Raw genomic sequence first — 17,797 nt, 5'->3', positions numbered from 1 at the left:
TTGTCCCAAATGATCCTTACTTTCATTATCTAGGAATATCCTCGGACGTCCAAGAAAATATAGATTAAATATGTCCGACAAAAAGTAATTAAACATAATATACGAGGTGGTTGGCAATATGATAGTAGGCGATATTATTGTCGTAAGTGGAAAGTCTCTTATCTCAAAGATAATTCAAAAGGTGGCAGGTTCTAAGTGGACACATGTAGCTTTGTATATTGGTGGAGGATATATCATAGAGATAGATTGGAATACTAAATCCTCTATAGTAAGGGAGACATATTCTATTAGTAATTTAGAATGTATGGTGTTAAGGAATAAGAATGCGTTAACGAAAGAACAACAAGATATTATTATCTCTACAGCGGTTTCATATCAGAGAAAGGGTTTTCGATATGATTGGCTCCGATTAATTTCTCTATATTTAAAGTCGAAATTTCCAAATAGCAAACTAATAGATAAACTAGATAGAAGGAATAAATTTATTTGTACAGAACTGGTGGATGAGATTTTAAAAGAAGCAGGTATTGATCTTTTTCCAAACCAAGGCGGGGATATTTTCCCTCATGACTACCTCACTTGTGAACAATTAATAGCGTTGAATAAAGTTAAATGGTCGAGTTATAAAAAGGCTAATTGAATCTTTTTACCCAAGTAGTTGACCCTGTAAGTTGTTAACTATTTATGTTTTATTCTTACTTTTGGTGTTACTTTCTTAATGTTAATGACAAGAAGAACATCAATTTCAAGGTGCTCCTATTTATACTTTTATCTTGTAATGAAGTAGTTAGGAGATAAAATACTTTCCTATTGAACCTTCTAAAAAAAATGGTTATCTTTAGTAACTATTATAATTATAGGGGGATTTCAATGAAGTTTAAAATCCAATCAGATGTAATTGATATTCAATCAGTGGCACCTATACAAGTAATTGATTGGGGTGTTAATTTGATTCAAGCTCCTCAAATGTGGTCAATTACAAAAGGAGAGGGGATTAGGGTTGCTATATTAGATACCGGTATTGATGCTACCCATCCGGATCTTGCTGCCAATTACAAAAAAGGAATGAATTTTACTACAAATAATTTTACTGACATAATGGATAGGAAGGGGCACGGTACGCACTGTGCAGGTATAATTGCTGGGTGTGACAACTCAATTGGTATCGTTGGGGTTGCTCCTAAAGCTGAGCTTTACATTGCTAAGGTATTAGCAGACGATGGTTCTGGTTTAGTTGAGGCAATTGTAAAGGGAATTGATTGGGCTATTTCTGAACAAGTAGATATCATTTCTATGAGTCTAGGTTCTTCGAATGATCCTGGTCCTGTCCTACATGATGCAATTAAACGTGCCCATGAGGCAGGTATTATTATTGTTGCTGCTACTGGTAATGAAAATACTCATGTTGGGTGGCCAGCATCATATGATGAGGTAATTGCAGTGGGAGCGATTAATAGAAATCTTGATAGAGCCACCTTCTCTAACTTCGGCAGTGAAACAGATGTAGCTGCTCCAGGTGTAGATATTTATAGTACATATCCTGTCAATCGCTATGCAAAACTATCTGGTACGTCTATGGCTACACCAATGGTAGCGGGGGTAATCGCCCTTATTCTAGCTTACTATCGTGATATTGGCAAAAAGTTAACTCCTGATCAAATCATGCAACTAATTCGTGAGCATTCGGTTGACCTTGGAGAAAAAGGTGTCGATGATATGTTTGGTAATGGACTAGTAAATGTTTGTGAACTAATGAAAATTAGTTGAAAAGAGGGGGCTCCTGCTCCCTTTTTTTATTTTTAAAATTTATTTCTAGATTTTTTATGAACCGTTTTATATTATCTTAAAATTACTATATATCTTAAGGGATATAATCCTAGTGTAAAAATAAAAGAGAATAAATTGTATATATTCCTAATGGAATCTCACTTTATGGTAGAAGTCTAAATAATTGATTGATGCATTATTGGTCGTTTTTGATAGGCTGATCTCGTAAATTAAGCTGTTCTTTTTTTATCATATGTACAGTTTCTACTCTAGAAAGAATGGATACAGCTGTGTAAAAATATTTGAATCCTAACATAAAAGGAATTACTTCTTTATAAAGGAAATATCGTGTTCTACGATGTGTTATGGATTTGAAATATTAAAAGGCTGCAAAGCTTTCCTGAAAAAGCGCTTTGCAGCCTTTTAATTCGTTGTGTTGTTTAGGAAAAAATTAATTGTATTTCCTTTCAAATTAAGAATATCAAACAAATATATCTATTAAACTTTCACTTTGACATATGTTTCTTTCATTCTCCAAGAGTCATTTGCTTGAAGTGACGACGGATACGTTTATCCAATTCAGGTTCATGCTGGCAATCCTAATGTTACCTATATAATTCATTTTTATATAGGACCGGATCCATGTAACCAAGTCGTTCAAGTTTTCTATAAGATGCTACAGCCTTTTCATAGGAGGAGTAGCGATGAGATATATATTTTAATGTCATCCATGTATCAGAGTGATAGAATTGCAGTCCTATATAATAGGAACTATCATTCACTTTGATAACGGATACTCTCGTTGGATAGTTTTTCATGTAATCATCTTTCTATGTGTTTGTATGACAATTTGTTATTTTTCATAGTGACAGTAATGAATTCGTTCATGATAATCTCCTTCTATTTAATAGACGACTTAACCTAACCCTCTGACTGGAAAATTTATAGACTTGTAATATGGTTGAGAATGTGATATTGAAATAGAAATTGGTAGTTATATATTAAAAAAAGAGAGTGGTTATTCTTTAAATCTTAATTTTGTTTCACACCAGACGTTAGCTTAGTCAACATGTGTTTAATTGTTTCAATATCTTCCTTAAAAGTTCTACCCGAGAGTTATCCTCTAGCGGGATTTCAGGTTTATATAATTAAGCTGAAAATAAAAAGAACGCAATCTGTTGAGGATGCATTCTTTGTTGTGGATTCATAGTCGTGAACTTGTTCATTGCAAATTCCGTATACCATTTTGTAATTCAAAAAGTACAAAAGATTCGCCTGTGTACCAAGTTAGGTATAGGGGATTCTGTGATGAATCTAACAGTATTTGATTGAGAAAATATGACAAATTGGTTAGGTTATGCCTGAAGTCATGAAAGGAGGGCGAGGACATGGAAGGGCTTAGGTATGAACGATTTGAACAAAACTTACTTGATCATTGGGTGAAACGTAAGGAGTCAGCAAAGGTGGGACTAAAGACTACTGTTGTTTGTCTTCAAATGAACAATGGATTTGAAGTAGTTGGACAATCAGCTTGTATGAATCCAGATGAGTACGACTATGAACTAGGTGTCTATTACGCTACAAAAGACGCGCTTAAAAGAATCGCTGATATTGTAGCTTACATTGAACATGAAGGTACCTTTTAGGTGTTAAGTCAAACGAGAAGCGCTTGATGGATAATCTATGTTCTGAAGTGTTTTAACCTTTTCAAAATGAACCATACTTAAAAACCTTGAAATAACATTTATTTAAGTAACTCACCTACATGAGGAATCAAAATGAATTTCGGAAAGTATTAATTTTAGCTTTGGCAAAAAACTTTAAGAATAGTGTTAATTGTGTCGTAGGCAAATTTCCTTGATGAGGAGAATCCATTACAGCAGACGTTAGATTATTTGCTGGTTAGTAATGCTTAGTCAAATCATTTTTATCATACACAGAAAGTAGGTACTAACTATGGCTACTAAAGAGCGTGAAATTGAAACTTACGATACATCTAGTTTTCTACAAAAGAACAGGTTAAAGGTTACAATGGGTGCAGTTGGTGGTTTTGCCTATGGAGCGAAACACTTAATACAAACTCAACCTGTGCAAGGTTTACTAAAAAGTGGAATTTTTGATGAAGAAAAAGGAATTTCCAAGAAAGCTAATAAGGGAAGTAGAATGCGATTTTCTGGAAAGAATCTTGAAACTGCTATGGGTAAGGGACATTATGCTGTTACTGCTGCTACTGTTTTAGATGTAGGACGCCGAATTGGAGGATATCATGATACAGAAGAGATTAAAGGAGAACAAGAATTTCAACTTAGGAAAAAAATGAAGAAGCAAAGAGAGAAGAATAGAAATTTATATGGCAACATAAATCAAGGAGAAGTCGTATTTAATCTTTTCGAATCCAGAACAGGTCATCATAAGATGGGGAATGCTAAATTTAATTAGGGTGGAGCAGTGTATGGTTTCAATTGCAGATAACTTGTTAAGAATCCTGAAAAATACTAATAAACCCCTTAAAAAAGTAATTTGATGTAGTGAAGTTTATTCGTTCTAAAACAAATTGTTCAAGTATGTTTACTATTGGATATGCAGATTCCAATAATTGAGCATCAAATATAATGGTGACTCAGAAGTTAAAAGTAGGTATAAAAAACCTAAAATTTACTTATCTAGAAGCAAGAGCAGATAATCCAACAAACCCACTAGTTGAAAATTTTTAGAGAAGAAAAATCAGAAAACACTTCTTCGGTAGAGGCTATAAAACGGGCTGATATAGATACTCTTTAAGCAGTAGGTAAAGTGATGACAAGTAGGGATTAGTACAAACGGGTGCTATACGTAGTTCTTTAGTGGTTGCTTGAAATTAATGATTAAATGCGTGTACATACGCAAATGGTGGATTCGAAAGACATGGATCCTACTACTAAGAAATTATGTAGAATTTATACAAAAGCAAGAAACACCGCTATAAGGTGACGTGTCTACCCAATAAAAATGAGCATTACATCAAAAACAAGTGTTTCAAGTAATAAAAGGGATTTTATAATCTAATAAATAGGAGGATAAAAAATGGCTATTTTAAATTCAATTAAAAATTTTGCTAAAATAGGTGTTCTAAATACAAAAAAGGCCGTAAATGGTGTTAAAAATGCTCCAAATAATATTATTAAGAGTGCTTTTATTGATACAAAAGATAAGAAAAAGACATTGGGTAACCTCTACACTGGTAAAAGAATAAATCCCAAACATTTTGCTGTTGTTGGAGGGGGATATCTGGCTTTTAATCAAGCTAAGATGAGTTTTGAATATCAAATGGAACCTCTTAAACGAGCGACCATGAATGACTATAAGTATATTGGATCGCCAGAAATTATGATGTACGACGGTGTAGGGCAAGAAAGAGTTTCTAAAAATTTAAATGTTGATGGAAGTATTGTATTTGATCTTCACAATAATAGAAGGGGGTAACCTAGATGAAAGTAAAGTCAATGATTAAGACATTAACCTCACCTCAAGCTATATTTGGATATAATGTTGCAAGAGGCTTACATGGGGGTGACAGCTTAGGCACATCGGTGGCTAAAGCATCTATTAAAGGAGTTTTAAGTGCTTCTAACCCTGTTTTGTTTGGGGTGGTAACCTGGGGAAGCTTAGCGCAAAAAGGTTACTGGGGTTTATTAGAATTCAATCACCAAAGGGAGCAATGGTGGAAAGCGCAGTATGCAACAAGTAACGTAGTTGGGGGTAACTTTTTAGATACGCGAGGGGCTCAAACAATGAGACAAGCAGCTGTACAGGCTATCCAGGGAAGTAAGATGAATGCAAGAAGTGCACTTGGTGGAGAAGCTAAAATATTAAGCCCTTACTAAGTTGCTACACATCTAGAAGGTATTAGAGAAGAGGATTGGAAATATGAGTGAAATTATTAATCTTGAACGTGAAATGCTCCAAATTATTCACGATCCTGTTCAAAGGGGAGAACATCACCTAGGGGGAAGCCCAAGTTGGTATCAAGAGCAAATTATTCGACAGTCACATCATCGCGAAGGTTTACGTTATGGTGAGCGTGTCGGCAAATGTATAGAAGAAAACCAACGAATTATAAATCCTAACACGGGAGAATATAAATCGATAGGAGAGCTTTATCAGTCCCAACTAGATGGTATCGCTACACCATTATTAACATTGAATGAGTTCTACCAATTAAAGAATAGTAAAGCTTTTTTCATTGAAGATAACGGTGTTCAAGATACGTTTGCTGTTGTAACAAAACATGGAGCACGAGTTACCCTTACAAGAAATCATCCAATACTAACAGTCGATGGATGGAAAGAAGTAGATGCACTCTGTATCGGAGAAAGAATTGCTACACCTAAGTTCTTAACTGTGTATGGCACAAAACAAGTAGAAAAGAATAAACTTCGAATTCTTGCATATATGCTCGCCGCGGGGCGTTTAAATAAGAATAGCATTAGCTTCCAAATACGTTATGAAGGTGTTGGTGAGTCGTTGCAAAAATCTTGTGAGGCAATTGGTATTACAACGTATCATGAACATCATAAGAAGGCGACAGTCTATCTAATGGACTTTAGAAGTTTTGAGTTTTATAGGGAGATAGAAGAAAAAAAAATCCCTTCATTTATTTACGAGTTGGATAGGGATCACTTAGCGTTCTTCTTAGGAAGTCTGTATTCGGCAGGTGGCTGGTTTTGCGCCGGACGTATTAGTGAAATTGGGTATGCTACTAAGTGTCGAAAATTTGTATTAGACCTAAAACACTTACTATTACGTTTTGGTATCCAAACGAATTTACTTCAAAAAGAAATGAACGGTTCTGTTTATTACCATCTTATGGTTTATCACTGTTCCTCTATTTTATTATTCCTCGAACATTTAGCTACACCAGAGCGTAATTATGAAGCAGTCCAACAAAGGGCACTGAAAATGAAACCTTCTGAACCAACACTCCCTAAAGAAGTATGGAAATACATTGAAAAGGAACGAATTGTTAAAGGAATGACGAAAGCTGAAGTGGTAGGAAAGGGTAATCGTCGCTATCGTACAGAAAAAGGTATCTCTTTAAGTAATGCTCGTGAATATGCAGAGAATTTACAATTTGCAATGTTACATTACTTAATTGATTCTCATGTATTATGGGAAGAAGTAGTAGAAATCATTCCTTATGGTAAGAGACAGACTTATGATGTCTTTGTTCCAGAGACTCATAACTTAGTAGTTGAAGATATTCTTGTATTTAGTCCATGTACAAATGTTTAGCATAGATAGAAATTGAATACACAAATGAAAAAAAGAGTAAGTGTTGTTACTATGATTTCTAACATCTTTACGATATATAACAACTTTGTAACGCCCCTTCAGGTAATCATTCCTGCTGGTAACGTGGTGAACGTAGGGAAACTCTAATTTTTTAAATGGAAATAACCCCCTGATCTGAGGCTATATAGAATGCGTTCCTAATATCAATAACAAGGTGCAACGACTATTCCATTGGATGTGAAATGCGTCAACAAGAATTGAGTCCTTACGGGTGATTGAAGTATCTTGATTCAGAGCATTACGATCTTCTTCTATATCTAGGGGAGATGATAGAGTCACGCATCATGTAAGAGTATGAACAGTTCATGAGGAAATAATAAAATAGTAGCGTTTTTTAAGAAAATAGCAGAAGTAGCTTACATGAGTGATAAAAATTTTGAATCTATATTCATCATTATCAAAGAAGCATCTATCATCTTATTTACTCCAATATGCCGAAGGGGGACATTCCTCAAAACATAGACTTAAATGAAAATGCATAAAGACGTAAAAAGGAATAAAAAACGTTTAGAATCTGAGGACATACTACCTTACTAGGGTTGCTTATGAACATGAGGTACTTGCTGAATTTTAAGTGTTTAATAAAAATATATTGACGGAGCAGCAAGCATTGGTTACAACTACACTACATTACTAACTCATAATAGTCCAGTTGCTATAGATATTGAATGGATAAAAATTGAGCAGTTACATAAGTCTTTGTTACTCAATACTATCTTTACGATTTTCGTCATACAAGACTAGAGTTTTGGAAAACAGATATATTATTTGGGAAATTTCAATTTATTAGCCGTGTTAAAATTTCTAAAGCGAAGTTTACATCAGGTAATTCAGCTAAGGAGATTATAAAGCAGGTAAGTCCGCATTTACTTAGACGAACATGTTTTAAATGGATTAGTGTTCGTTAATAAATACCCTAAATTTATAATTTTTATTAATATATCAAACACTATGAAAATAACGAAGGTAAAGAAGATATCTATCAACTCGTGTAAACAGCAGGAACGTTCAGTTAGTTCTATTGATTTAGAACAAATAGAGAAAGCAAACCCACCTAATTTAAAAAAGAGCTTGCAAAGTTTGGGATTGAGGTATTCATGGTTCCGATATGAATATGCCTTCCCGCGGAGTATGGTAATAAAGGCGATAGGTATCCGCAGTGGGCCTGTTGCTTTTTTTATACGAAGGAGGACAACAATATGGATGAAGTATTAGGAAAAAAAGTTGAACTGGATACCGAATTAGAGCGTTCCATTATTGAATACAGACCACGCGTAAAGTATGAACCAAATAAACCTTTTACTGTTAATTTACCAACAGAAGAAATCATAGAGGAAGATCAAAAGGAATTTGATGAAGATGGTTCGTTTATTCCGGAAGAAAAGCCAGCTAAACAATATGATAAATTTGTAGGTACACTAGAGCTTATTAATGAACTTATTGAATATATTGAGAAAAAAATGAAAGGCTTACAAGTTCCAATTTCTATAGAAGAACTTGAGAAGGTATATGAGTCACAACCATTTTTTGAACAAGATATAGGGGACGAAGGTTTCATTGACTTTGAAACATATCAGAAAACATTTGAAAATCCAGAAGCACCTGCAAATTCACTTATTCAAGATATTGTTCATTCGTACGCAGAAGATGTGGAGGGTAGCTTAGAGTTAGAATTTTATGAAGATCTAAAAGAGTTGCATTCGATAGTAGAGGAAGGATATTTCCTATTTAAAGAAACTGTTTTAAAGAATTATCTTGATGGAAATATTCCTAAGACACCAGAAAAGAATAACGGTTTTACTGAGCAAATTGAAAAAGCAGTTAAGAAGCAAACACAATGGTTTGATCAAGTTACAAACCTCTATAGGAACAACGAGCGTAAATATTATGATGCCCTAAAAACACAGTACGGTTCACCTGAATTCTTCAAGATAAGTGAGGAATATACAAAAGTAAAGCGCCCTTATGACGTTGTGGTTCGTAAAGAAAAGACACTTAATGAGGTGAGTTCTCTTATAGATGGTCTTCTTATAGGTTCACAAGATTGTTCTGAATCTATTAAATTTGGATTAGCTATAGGTAGCGAGATTGATGGTGAAGGGGTTATGAATTTATTAGAAAATCAGGCTTCTACAAAAGAACAACTTACCGGTTTGCTCAAATTAACTCAGCTATCATTGAAGTTACAACTTAATCAACAAATTGAAGATAAGAAACAATATCGAGACGTGTTAAAAAACATTAACAATCTTTCTCGTAAAAAGCGTGCGCATGATGAATTATTAATGGCATTGGAACTTCGAAATACGATGTACCTAAACATGTACGATGCATTGCAACATTTGGAATCTCCAAGCAAGGCACCTGGTGTGGAATCATTCCTAAATCAAATGGCCGGGGGATTAAGTCTTGTACAAGAACAGTATGACTCATTTCTGCAAGATGTATATGCAATGTATATGTCTGAATACGAAGTAAGAAAAGAAAAAATCGATAAAACCTTAAACAAGGAAAATGCAAGAGCAGGTTATTCTTTGATATCAGAGTACCTATAAAAGAGGTTTACTTCATCCTAATCCATATAAGGGTAGATGAGAAAACGCTGGCCAACTTATAGGAGGCTCTATTCCTTTTGAATATGGTGACATTAGACAAAGAAAATAAAGTGACCTAAGAGGTGAATCCAGATTGTTCAGTTTATCTCGAGATGAATTATTTTTTCATCGTTGAAAAACATACCATTGGGATGTACTAAAAGTAGGTAGAAGGTGTTTTTGCAACAAAACTTAATAATTAGTAAAACAATTAAATGTAGAAGCAGATTGGGATAAATGCGGACAACCTTCTTATGAAAATGAAGGTATATGGAAATAACAAATGTGGGTCATACTTAAGATCTAGGAAAGTAATAAACTATCTACAAAATCTACTATACTAAGGTAGAATCTGTAAGAAGTAAGATGCGTGCTATCTGCATTTCAGAAATACAAGATTTTAAACAATACAATATTTTAATGGAGGGGTAAGAATGTATACGTACAATCAACTTATTTTCCCTTCTCATATGGAAAAGAATACTCGTTTTCTAGTATTAGCGGGCTTTTCTTTAAATGGGCCAGTAGGGACACCTTTTATTATTCGAGATAACATAGAGCCATCTTATATTCTTGGTGATTGTCGCCTGACGGAGAACGTAAGAATGGCAAAAAAATACGGAATCACCCCACTAATCCTTCGGTTAAATGGGTCTCATGGAGAATGCGTTGTTAATCATGATGAACTTAATACTCCAGTTTTTCGATTTAAAACATTAGAAGCAACAGATGAGTCAAATAACATAGCTATTCACCTATTTCCAACGTATATGATTATTAAAGGCATAAACACTAGTTATTCATACCTGTTTGCTGATTATAAAGGAGTAGATGACTTAGCTTTTGCTATCAAACAAGATCTTTATTTTGGGTCGGGAGAAGTTGATGTAGAAGTTATTAATCAAATTCCAATAAAAGGATTATGTACTTCTGAGAAATACGTTCGATTTACTGGAGCGGATGATGGCTTCCATTATGTAAGTAATCATAGCAATCCAGACTCAGAAGATAAGATTCAAATGCAATTACAGCTATTAAGAGATAGTTTTATTGCTGAAGATGGAAGTGAGGTTTTCTTTACAGGAGAATTAAGTAGTTTTCAAGTAGATACACTCCTATTTACAGATATACCTTACGAGAAAGCACCTGGGCAGCTATCCACTATATTCGGGGAATTTGCCAAGACTAAGACAAATGAACAATCTATTTTCTGCTCAGTTGTTTTATGCTCTGATCTATTCTCTAAAAGTCGTTTTACGGTAACAGGAGAAGATACATACGAGATTCAAGTGCAATCACTTGTAGAAAAAGCCTCTATTAATACAGAAGAACATCGTCATTTAGAGCACATAGAAGTTGTAGTTGGTATACAAAACTCTGAAAACCCTAAATATTCCTCTATGCCAGTTGCAGCAAATTATGCTTGTATGCGATATAAACTGCCAAATTTCCATAATTCAGCTACAAATAAACAACTATTAAATATAAATACATTACAAAATAGAGAACTCAAAAAGGTAGAAGTTGCTAAATTAACAAGTAGTGGTTATATATGTATAGTACCATCAATTAAAAAAGGATTTGTTCCTTATTCCTCAAGAAATCTTTACCCTCAAAACAAATTTTATTCAAAACCTCATTATCTCCGGAGTATAGGTTACGATGTTAATCGAATTGCTGGATTCTTTAATCAATACATTGGGGAACCATTAAGCTTCGTATTACTTCAATCTATCATTACGCAAGTTGATGCCTTCATTGATAGTCTTGCAGAAGATCATCCAATCTACAGAGATATAAAAATGGAAGTCTTACATTATGATCAAGAAAATCTTACTCTATCTATTTCATTTGAGTTATATGGTGAGATTGAAACGGTTAGAACTTCCTTTACTTATATTTCGTCAAGTGAGGTGAGTGTTTCATGGCAGTAGAAATCAATAAGCCAACCCAAGCAAATGGTTCTATGGACTATGAAGACATGACAAAGACAATAAAGCATTTACTAGATGCTGCTTGGGGAACTCAGTGGGGAAGCTTTACCCCGGAAGAACCAACTGTGACAGTTGACAAGCCTGTAGCATATCCAGTTATCATTCATTACCTTAAGTTAATGCAACCAGGACTAATTGGTAAAAGCATCAGAGAAATTAAACCTCGTCAACGTTACCTTGCTTTTAATGAAGACCCTAAAGGAACTCTACCACCTGCAACTAAGGTTTATGGTCAGGTATTTGATGCAGAAGTTGTTTTTGAGATTTGGGAAGAAACCAATGCGCGAGTAGACAAGCTCACAAAGGAGTTTCGTCAAACGCTTGCAACATTCACGGGATTCCTTAAAGAGAAGGGGCTTAAAGAACTTCAATTCGTAAAGATGGAAACAGACTTATCAAAAGCAAATATAAGTAATGCTAGTAAGGTTCGTAGACTTGTTTATTTTGCTAAATTTGAAGAATTAACAGAAGTTCCTGTAGATATCCTTCGTGTGATAGATGTCGTAGAACAGAAACTTCAGGAAACCACAAAAACGTTAAGAAACAAAAAAATCCAACTGGATGAATAGCGCTTGTCGCTTTTCAAATATAACAAAATAAAGAGGAGGCAAACCTATGCTTTATGAAAATCTTCCTGGCATTAATGTCACACTAAAAGATGGTGGCTTAATTGTCCCAGAACGAGGCGGATCAGAATCGATCCTAATCATTGCTCCATCTCTTGCGAAAGATGCTCCTGAAGAACCAGTATTAATTCGTAGTTCAACTGAACTTGTACAAGCTGGATTCGGTGACTTTTATGTTGCAGGAGAAGTTAACCCAATTGCTGCAGAATGGAAAGCTGCTACTGATGCAGGAGCTAGAATGGTTTACTTAGTAGCCCTTAAAGAAATCAGCTTAGAGCGTGCTGCTGAACTTGAAAAATATGCAATTGATGCCTATGTGGCTGCAGGAAACCAACTAGTAGAAGCACAAGCTAAATTCAAAGACGTTTTAGTTGGCTCTACAGAAGCTGTCCGTATGCGCCGAAAATTCATCTATTTCTACGACATGCTAATGAGTGACCTACTTGATTTCACTGTGGATCACGTAGTTCTTAAAGGGGTTACACTTGAGGACGAAGCTACTAACTTAGTTGGTGAGTTTTTCCCTGAAGTTCCAAACTCTGAAGATTTCCCTTATATTAGTGGAATGGTTACTTCTTCTTATGTAATGGAGTCTCACGCTATTAATTACCCAGTAGAAATCAAAACTGGTACAAGCGATACGCTAGTAGTAAAGGTTGATGGCAAAGATGTAACGTTTACGCTTCCTGCTAAAACTTACAATGGTAGTTCATTAACAATAGCTGACTTAGTAAAAGACTTGAAGGCTGTTATCGATGCAGATGCAACTGGTATTAAAGTTAATGTGAGAGAAGACAGTGGTAAAATTGTCCTTTATTTCGATGCTCCTGCTTCTATCCAAGCTGGTACAACAGCGGCTGGTCTTCAATTAGATAAGCAAGTAGCGACATGGAAGAAAACAAGTTTTGGTGTAATTCACCGTGGTTCATTCGCTCAAACAGTTGCTGATTATTGTTCAATGAAAACTTTAATGAAATCAGCTGCGATTGGATACATTGGAGTTAAATCTCCAGTAGATACAAAGGTTTCTACAATCCGAAAATATGTGGAAGAACTATCTAAGATTGATACAGAAATCTCTCCTTATCTTCAAGTGGTGGGATCTGAAGTGGGAGTAATCATGCCAACAACAAACTCAATCCACTATGTAAATGGTGCGACTCACTACGCTGCACTACTTTCAACTCTTCGAAAAGAAAGTGCACCTACAAATAAACCAATCAAAGGTGTTAAAGCTATCCGTTTTGATTACTCTCTTCGCCAACTTTCTAAACTAACTAGTAAGAAAATCGTCACATTCCGTTTAAAAGATTCAAATCAATTAGTTGTTACTGATGGAATCACAACTGCGCCATCTATTGTAATGGCTGGAAAAGTACGTGAAAGTGACTTTGCTCGTTTATCTACTCTTCGTATTACACAGCTTGCTATCCAAGTTGTTCGTGAAGCAGTAGAACCATTTATTGGTGAAGCAAACGAAATGCCACAATACAACGCAATGAACACTGCTATCAAGTCTGCATTAGAGAAAATACGCGAAGCAGGCGCTATTCAAGGATACAAATTCTCAATTGAAAATCTTGGAGTATACTTAGATGAGGTAACTGTAACTTTAGAAATTATCCCGGCATTTGAATTACGTCGTGTACAAGTTCAAGTTAACTTAACTCCTCCTGAGTATATGCTACAAGGACTTAGCCAGTAAGAACTATTAATGAGAAGAGGGGATCAAAGGCCCCTCTCTTATATAAAAGAATAACAGGAGGTTATTAACCTATGAGTACAACAGCTTCTCGCTATAGTAAAACTTTCACTACTTACGGTGGCTCTGACATCGTATGTACATTTAATGGACAGGTAGTTGGCCAATTACAAGCTATTACTTACTCAGTTACTCGTGAAAAAGGACCTGTGTATGTAATGGGTGATCCAAACCCAAAATCTTTCTCTCGTGGTTGAGATGTAGCCACCTTTCTATGGTGACATAGAATGACAAACTCCGTGAACTGCTGGAAACCCCTAAAGCTTTTGTTACTACAACGTAACTAGAAATGGTAAGCGTGAATGTAAAAAAAACAAAAGATAATTATATTCATGTTATGAATTGAAAAATTTATGGCGTAGAACATAATGGGCAATCAGCAGCCAAGCTCCTGTTCCGAAAGGATGGAGAAGGTTCAACGACTAGAGTGTACTACCTGAAATGGTAATGAGACTTATTAGTGCGGAGCAAGTTGAACGTCCATGTAAGATGACAATGCTTTAATGGGTGAATTCACACCAAAATATAATTACAAAAATAACCTTATTAAAAACATCAATTCACCAGAATACTGGTATATTGCAGAAATGCAAGCCTCAGATGTAAGAAACATCCTTTGTCCGGATAACCGATTGAAACAGAACTCCCAAGCAAAAAATTAAAATTTTTACAACACCATGATGGCTTAGTGTTTTAAAAAATGTTTTTAAAAAGGAAAAAAGAAAAGTATTTAGAGGTGTGTTATCAACTTGAAGATATAGTCTAGTCCGTCTGTAAAACAGAGTTAAAATATCTCGAAAGAGACGGTGTAAACGAAACGTGGTATTGCAGGAAGTTTAGTATTTACTATCTTCGACCGTGATGCACTATTTAATCTTAAGCAACAAGCTACTGTTCACCGTCATGGCTTAAATCAAACGGATGCACTTGCTAGTAGCTCTACTCAGGTATTAGATGCTGATGCAAATGCTGCAGCTTTAACTCAGCGTAATGACTTAGTTCAGGGATGGCAGACAAAACGTAAAGCCAACTTCATCGACGAAATCCCTCCATTTGATATCACAATCAACTTCCTTAACGAATATGGACAAGCTAGTAAAATGGAAATCTACGGTGTAGAGATTCTTAACGAAGGAATGGGCTTAAGTGTAGATGACAACACTACAGAAAAAGCTTGTACTTTCATTGCTCGTAATATTGTTGAGATGCGTCCACAAGATGATTGGGAAGTAGAATAATAAAACTTAAAGAGGTGCTTCGGCATCTCTTTTTGTATTTGGTAGCAAAAATATTATCGAGTGGTTATGTTCTATTTATAGAAAAATAGAAAGGCAGGTGTATTCATGAGTAGTAGATATCAGAAGACTTATACGAGTTTTGCTGGTACAGATATTGTTGCTGTCGTAACCCCTGAAGGTGGTAAATCTGTAGTGCTAGGTCAATTGCAAACGATCTCTTATTCTGTTTATAGACCGACAGCTCCAGTATTTGCTTTAGGACAAATTGCAGCTAAAGGTGTTGTCCGTGGTGCAAGAACAGTAGCAGGAAGCTTAATCTTTACGGTGTTTGACCGCCATGTATTATACGAAATTATGAAAGATCATAATGTGAATGGGAACAGTTGTCCTATCAATAAAAGTGACGAGCTACCACCATTTGATATAACAATTAACTTTATGAATGAATATGGGCAATCTTCTAAATTGGTAATATATGGAGTTAACCTTATTTCAGAAGGTCAAACAATGTCAGTTGAAGACATGATTACAGAAAATACAATGGAATTCATTGCTCTAGATATCGAAACAATGAAACCAGATGTTTTTGATGAAGGGTGGTAAGAGATATGAGTAATGGGGCTTATACACCGGCAGGTAAATCTAAAAGAGGTTATGCAAATTATTACTCAGGAACAGATATCCGAATTTACTTTGGAGATAACTGGATAGATGAAATTGTAGAAATAGAATGGACAATGCAGGAACAATTAGCACCAATCTTCGGATATGCTTCTTATACCTGGGATAAGGTAGCTAGAGGGAACAGGTTGGTTCAAGGTTCTTTTTCTATTAACTTCAAAGAAGCTGGTTATTTACAAACGGTACTTAATAGTTTAAGTTCTGAAATGACAGAGGAAAATGAGTGGTTTAGCCTAGCAGAATTTAATGCTGAAAATGGTCAAAGTGCCCATAAAAATACAAAGGTTGAAGACCTTATAGGTAATTTTCAAGCATTAGCAGATGATTATGAAAATGCACTATGGGGAACAAACTCTAACTCTTCAAAGTTAATAGATAGCCGTAGAACTGATACATTCTTTTATAGCACAAATGAAAATGAAAAAAATAGGAATTTGAAAGAACATGGTTTTAATATCTTACTAACTTATGGAAATAATCCTTGTGCTGTTAGAGGGACTGGAAGCTACAAGACCGTTCAAACAATAGTTGGAGTGCAATTAACAGGTGTTTCTCAAAGAGTAGATCCGTCTGGGAACCCTATTTCTGAAGTATATACTTTTATAGCAAAAGATATCTCGGGGAATGTACAAAAAGCGTACTAATTTTAATTATGGGATTTATATGACTAAATGATTGTAACTTTTAAATTTTTATATTAACGAGAGAAAGAGGAGGAAGTATAATGACAAAACATATTGAAAAAGAAGAAGCTTTAATGGAGGGTACTCAAGAAGAAACTTCGGTTGTTAAAGTAGGAGACAAATTCGATGAAGATGACGTTTCAAAAGCAGAACAAGAAATTTTCCCAGGTGGTCCGACTTATAACGAACTTGAAAAATGGAAGTCTATGTATGCAGGAGAAGTATACTTAACTGAGTTTGATGAGGAAAACATTTTTGTGTGGCGACCAATTAAGCGTAAAGAATACAAAGATATTGCTAAAATTCCAAATGCAGATAATTTCTATAAAGAAGAGCGTATCTGCGAAAAAGCAGTTCTTTTCCCTGCTAACTATGGTTTCATGCAAATGACAAATGGTAAAGCTGGTATCCCGACACTATTACACGAATTGGTACTAGAGAAGTCAGGGTTCGCAGCGAAAACAGGCGCAATGCGCTTAAGCTAAGAGCGGAGGAGGCGTATAATCGCCTCCTATTTTTATTGTAGGGAGGAAAAAACATGCTAATCGATCCTAGTTTATTAGATGACAAGGTAAAAGAATTACCTATTGAATTTGAAACATATGAAGAAGAGGTAGATTTCAAGGAGCAATTGCGTATTTGGCATGAGAAATATGGGCATATCTTTATGCAAGAAATAAACGATGTCATATTTTTCTTTCGTGCATTAAGCAAAGAAGAATTGAAAATTGCACAGGAAGTATACAATGATGACTTTGAAAGAACTGAGTATATATGTAAAACTTGCGTTATAGAGCCAATTATTGAAGACTACTCGTTAGATATTTTTGCAGGTGTTCCAGAAATTCTTTGTCTTTCTATCTTAGAGGAGTCAGGTTACACAAAAGCTCAAAAAGTTAAAATTATGATAGCTAGATGGGAAAAACATATGGAAGAAGTAGAAAATCAACTTCCATTAGTAATAAAAGAAGCATTCCAAGATATCCCATTAAGCGAAATTGAATCATGGACAATGGCTAAAACAGCAGAGTATTATGTAAAAGCTAAATGGTTATTAGAAAATATACGAGGATTAAAATTATTGGGTGAAGAAGAAATTCAACAACAGTAGCCGTAAGGTG

The 17,797-nt window shown here is 35.0% G+C and carries 17 protein-coding genes and 1 pseudogene; 17 read left to right on the top strand and 1 reads right to left on the bottom strand.

The window, feature by feature from the left end:
* Nucleotides 1–118 precede the first annotated feature (118 nt).
* Nucleotides 119–640, top strand: a complete 522-nt coding sequence (locus tag ACS2MN_RS25575) for a hypothetical protein (RefSeq protein ID WP_098806129.1) — start codon at nucleotides 119–121, stop codon at nucleotides 638–640.
* A gap of 230 nt (nucleotides 641–870) precedes the next feature.
* Nucleotides 871–1,767 carry a S8 family peptidase gene (locus ACS2MN_RS25570; RefSeq protein ID WP_000669390.1) on the top strand — a complete coding sequence of 299 codons (897 nt, stop codon included), beginning with the start codon at nucleotides 871–873 and terminating at the stop codon, nucleotides 1,765–1,767.
* A gap of 163 nt (nucleotides 1,768–1,930) precedes the next feature.
* On the opposite strand, the pseudogene ACS2MN_RS25565 reads toward ACS2MN_RS25570, so the two are convergent.
* Nucleotides 1,931–2,360, bottom strand: a pseudogene (locus ACS2MN_RS25565) (DDE-type integrase/transposase/recombinase); the annotation flags it as partial.
* Between the two features lie 795 nt (nucleotides 2,361–3,155).
* Between ACS2MN_RS25565 and ACS2MN_RS25560 the strand changes: the two are divergent.
* The 15 genes from ACS2MN_RS25560 (at nucleotide 3,156) to ACS2MN_RS25490 (ending at nucleotide 17,787) form a co-directional block, all read left to right on the top strand.
* Entirely contained in the window at nucleotides 3,156–3,413 is a 258-nt protein-coding gene (locus ACS2MN_RS25560) for a Gp49 family protein (RefSeq protein ID WP_000398755.1), read from the top strand.
* A gap of 310 nt (nucleotides 3,414–3,723) precedes the next feature.
* The gene (locus ACS2MN_RS25555; protein ID WP_098806128.1) at nucleotides 3,724–4,206 is read left to right on the top strand and encodes a hypothetical protein; all 483 of its coding nucleotides are present in this window, start codon (nucleotides 3,724–3,726) and stop codon (nucleotides 4,204–4,206) included.
* Between the two features lie 624 nt (nucleotides 4,207–4,830).
* Nucleotides 4,831–5,229 carry a hypothetical protein gene (locus ACS2MN_RS25550; RefSeq protein WP_098000099.1) on the top strand — a complete coding sequence of 133 codons (399 nt, stop codon included), beginning with the start codon at nucleotides 4,831–4,833 and terminating at the stop codon, nucleotides 5,227–5,229.
* A gap of 5 nt (nucleotides 5,230–5,234) precedes the next feature.
* On the top strand, nucleotides 5,235–5,630 hold the full coding sequence (locus tag ACS2MN_RS25545; RefSeq protein WP_012259960.1) for a hypothetical protein: 396 nt from the start codon (nucleotides 5,235–5,237) through the stop codon (nucleotides 5,628–5,630).
* A gap of 43 nt (nucleotides 5,631–5,673) precedes the next feature.
* On the top strand, nucleotides 5,674–7,038 hold the full coding sequence (locus ACS2MN_RS25540; protein WP_346994592.1) for an LAGLIDADG family homing endonuclease: 1,365 nt from the start codon (nucleotides 5,674–5,676) through the stop codon (nucleotides 7,036–7,038).
* Between the two features lie 1,259 nt (nucleotides 7,039–8,297).
* Nucleotides 8,298–9,653, top strand: a complete 1,356-nt coding sequence (locus tag ACS2MN_RS25535) for a hypothetical protein (RefSeq protein WP_198130811.1) — start codon at nucleotides 8,298–8,300, stop codon at nucleotides 9,651–9,653.
* Nucleotides 9,654–10,126: 473 nt separating this feature from the next.
* Nucleotides 10,127–11,626 carry a hypothetical protein gene (locus ACS2MN_RS25530; RefSeq protein ID WP_198130812.1) on the top strand — a complete coding sequence of 500 codons (1,500 nt, stop codon included), beginning with the start codon at nucleotides 10,127–10,129 and terminating at the stop codon, nucleotides 11,624–11,626.
* On the top strand, nucleotides 11,617–12,255 hold the full coding sequence (locus ACS2MN_RS25525) for a hypothetical protein (protein ID WP_086692481.1): 639 nt from the start codon (nucleotides 11,617–11,619) through the stop codon (nucleotides 12,253–12,255). Before ACS2MN_RS25530 ends, ACS2MN_RS25525 begins: the two co-directional genes overlap by 10 nt.
* A 46-nt stretch (nucleotides 12,256–12,301) precedes the next feature.
* Nucleotides 12,302–14,017 (top strand): phage tail sheath protein, encoded by a 1,716-nt coding sequence (locus tag ACS2MN_RS25520; RefSeq protein ID WP_198130813.1) that lies wholly within the window; start codon nucleotides 12,302–12,304, stop codon nucleotides 14,015–14,017.
* A gap of 71 nt (nucleotides 14,018–14,088) precedes the next feature.
* Complete coding sequence (locus ACS2MN_RS25515) at nucleotides 14,089–14,271, top strand: hypothetical protein (protein ID WP_000108095.1); 183 nt, start codon at nucleotides 14,089–14,091, stop codon at nucleotides 14,269–14,271.
* Between the two features lie 903 nt (nucleotides 14,272–15,174).
* On the top strand, nucleotides 15,175–15,312 hold the full coding sequence (locus tag ACS2MN_RS25510; RefSeq protein ID WP_000409223.1) for a hypothetical protein: 138 nt from the start codon (nucleotides 15,175–15,177) through the stop codon (nucleotides 15,310–15,312).
* Nucleotides 15,313–15,417: 105 nt separating this feature from the next.
* Nucleotides 15,418–15,915, top strand: coding sequence for a hypothetical protein (locus ACS2MN_RS25505; protein ID WP_000098836.1), 498 nt, complete (start codon nucleotides 15,418–15,420; stop codon nucleotides 15,913–15,915).
* A gap of 5 nt (nucleotides 15,916–15,920) precedes the next feature.
* The gene (locus ACS2MN_RS25500; protein WP_198130814.1) at nucleotides 15,921–16,637 is read left to right on the top strand and encodes a hypothetical protein; all 717 of its coding nucleotides are present in this window, start codon (nucleotides 15,921–15,923) and stop codon (nucleotides 16,635–16,637) included.
* Between the two features lie 80 nt (nucleotides 16,638–16,717).
* Nucleotides 16,718–17,161, top strand: a complete 444-nt coding sequence (locus ACS2MN_RS25495) for a tail chaperonin (RefSeq protein ID WP_098656985.1) — start codon at nucleotides 16,718–16,720, stop codon at nucleotides 17,159–17,161.
* A gap of 53 nt (nucleotides 17,162–17,214) precedes the next feature.
* The gene (locus tag ACS2MN_RS25490; protein ID WP_198130815.1) at nucleotides 17,215–17,787 is read left to right on the top strand and encodes a tail chaperonin; all 573 of its coding nucleotides are present in this window, start codon (nucleotides 17,215–17,217) and stop codon (nucleotides 17,785–17,787) included.
* Nucleotides 17,788–17,797: the final 10 nt, after the last annotated feature.

Origin of the sequence: Bacillus cereus group sp. BceL062, assembly GCF_051780025.1 — a bacterium.
GTDB classification, from domain to species: domain Bacteria; phylum Bacillota; class Bacilli; order Bacillales; family Bacillaceae_G; genus Bacillus_A; species Bacillus_A toyonensis.
This window is presented reverse-complemented; position numbering and strand designations above follow the sequence as displayed.

Excerpts from the sequence above, each read along its gene's own strand:
- ACS2MN_RS25575 (WP_098806129.1), top strand. The coding sequence starts at position 119 with ATGATAGTAGGCGATATTATTGTCGTAAGTGGAAAGTCTCTTATCTCA.
- ACS2MN_RS25570 (WP_000669390.1), top strand. The coding sequence starts at position 871 with ATGAAGTTTAAAATCCAATCAGATGTAATTGATATTCAATCAGTGGCA.
- ACS2MN_RS25560 (WP_000398755.1), top strand. The coding sequence starts at position 3,156 with ATGGAAGGGCTTAGGTATGAACGATTTGAACAAAACTTACTTGATCAT.
- ACS2MN_RS25555 (WP_098806128.1), top strand. The coding sequence starts at position 3,724 with ATGGCTACTAAAGAGCGTGAAATTGAAACTTACGATACATCTAGTTTT.
- ACS2MN_RS25550 (WP_098000099.1), top strand. The coding sequence starts at position 4,831 with ATGGCTATTTTAAATTCAATTAAAAATTTTGCTAAAATAGGTGTTCTA.
- ACS2MN_RS25545 (WP_012259960.1), top strand. The coding sequence starts at position 5,235 with ATGAAAGTAAAGTCAATGATTAAGACATTAACCTCACCTCAAGCTATA.
- ACS2MN_RS25540 (WP_346994592.1), top strand. The coding sequence starts at position 5,674 with ATGAGTGAAATTATTAATCTTGAACGTGAAATGCTCCAAATTATTCAC.
- ACS2MN_RS25535 (WP_198130811.1), top strand. The coding sequence starts at position 8,298 with ATGGATGAAGTATTAGGAAAAAAAGTTGAACTGGATACCGAATTAGAG.
- ACS2MN_RS25530 (WP_198130812.1), top strand. The coding sequence starts at position 10,127 with ATGTATACGTACAATCAACTTATTTTCCCTTCTCATATGGAAAAGAAT.
- ACS2MN_RS25525 (WP_086692481.1), top strand. The coding sequence starts at position 11,617 with ATGGCAGTAGAAATCAATAAGCCAACCCAAGCAAATGGTTCTATGGAC.
- ACS2MN_RS25520 (WP_198130813.1), top strand. The coding sequence starts at position 12,302 with ATGCTTTATGAAAATCTTCCTGGCATTAATGTCACACTAAAAGATGGT.
- ACS2MN_RS25515 (WP_000108095.1), top strand. The coding sequence starts at position 14,089 with ATGAGTACAACAGCTTCTCGCTATAGTAAAACTTTCACTACTTACGGT.
- ACS2MN_RS25510 (WP_000409223.1), top strand. The coding sequence starts at position 15,175 with ATGGAAATCTACGGTGTAGAGATTCTTAACGAAGGAATGGGCTTAAGT.
- ACS2MN_RS25505 (WP_000098836.1), top strand. The coding sequence starts at position 15,418 with ATGAGTAGTAGATATCAGAAGACTTATACGAGTTTTGCTGGTACAGAT.
- ACS2MN_RS25500 (WP_198130814.1), top strand. The coding sequence starts at position 15,921 with ATGAGTAATGGGGCTTATACACCGGCAGGTAAATCTAAAAGAGGTTAT.
- ACS2MN_RS25495 (WP_098656985.1), top strand. The coding sequence starts at position 16,718 with ATGACAAAACATATTGAAAAAGAAGAAGCTTTAATGGAGGGTACTCAA.
- ACS2MN_RS25490 (WP_198130815.1), top strand. The coding sequence starts at position 17,215 with ATGCTAATCGATCCTAGTTTATTAGATGACAAGGTAAAAGAATTACCT.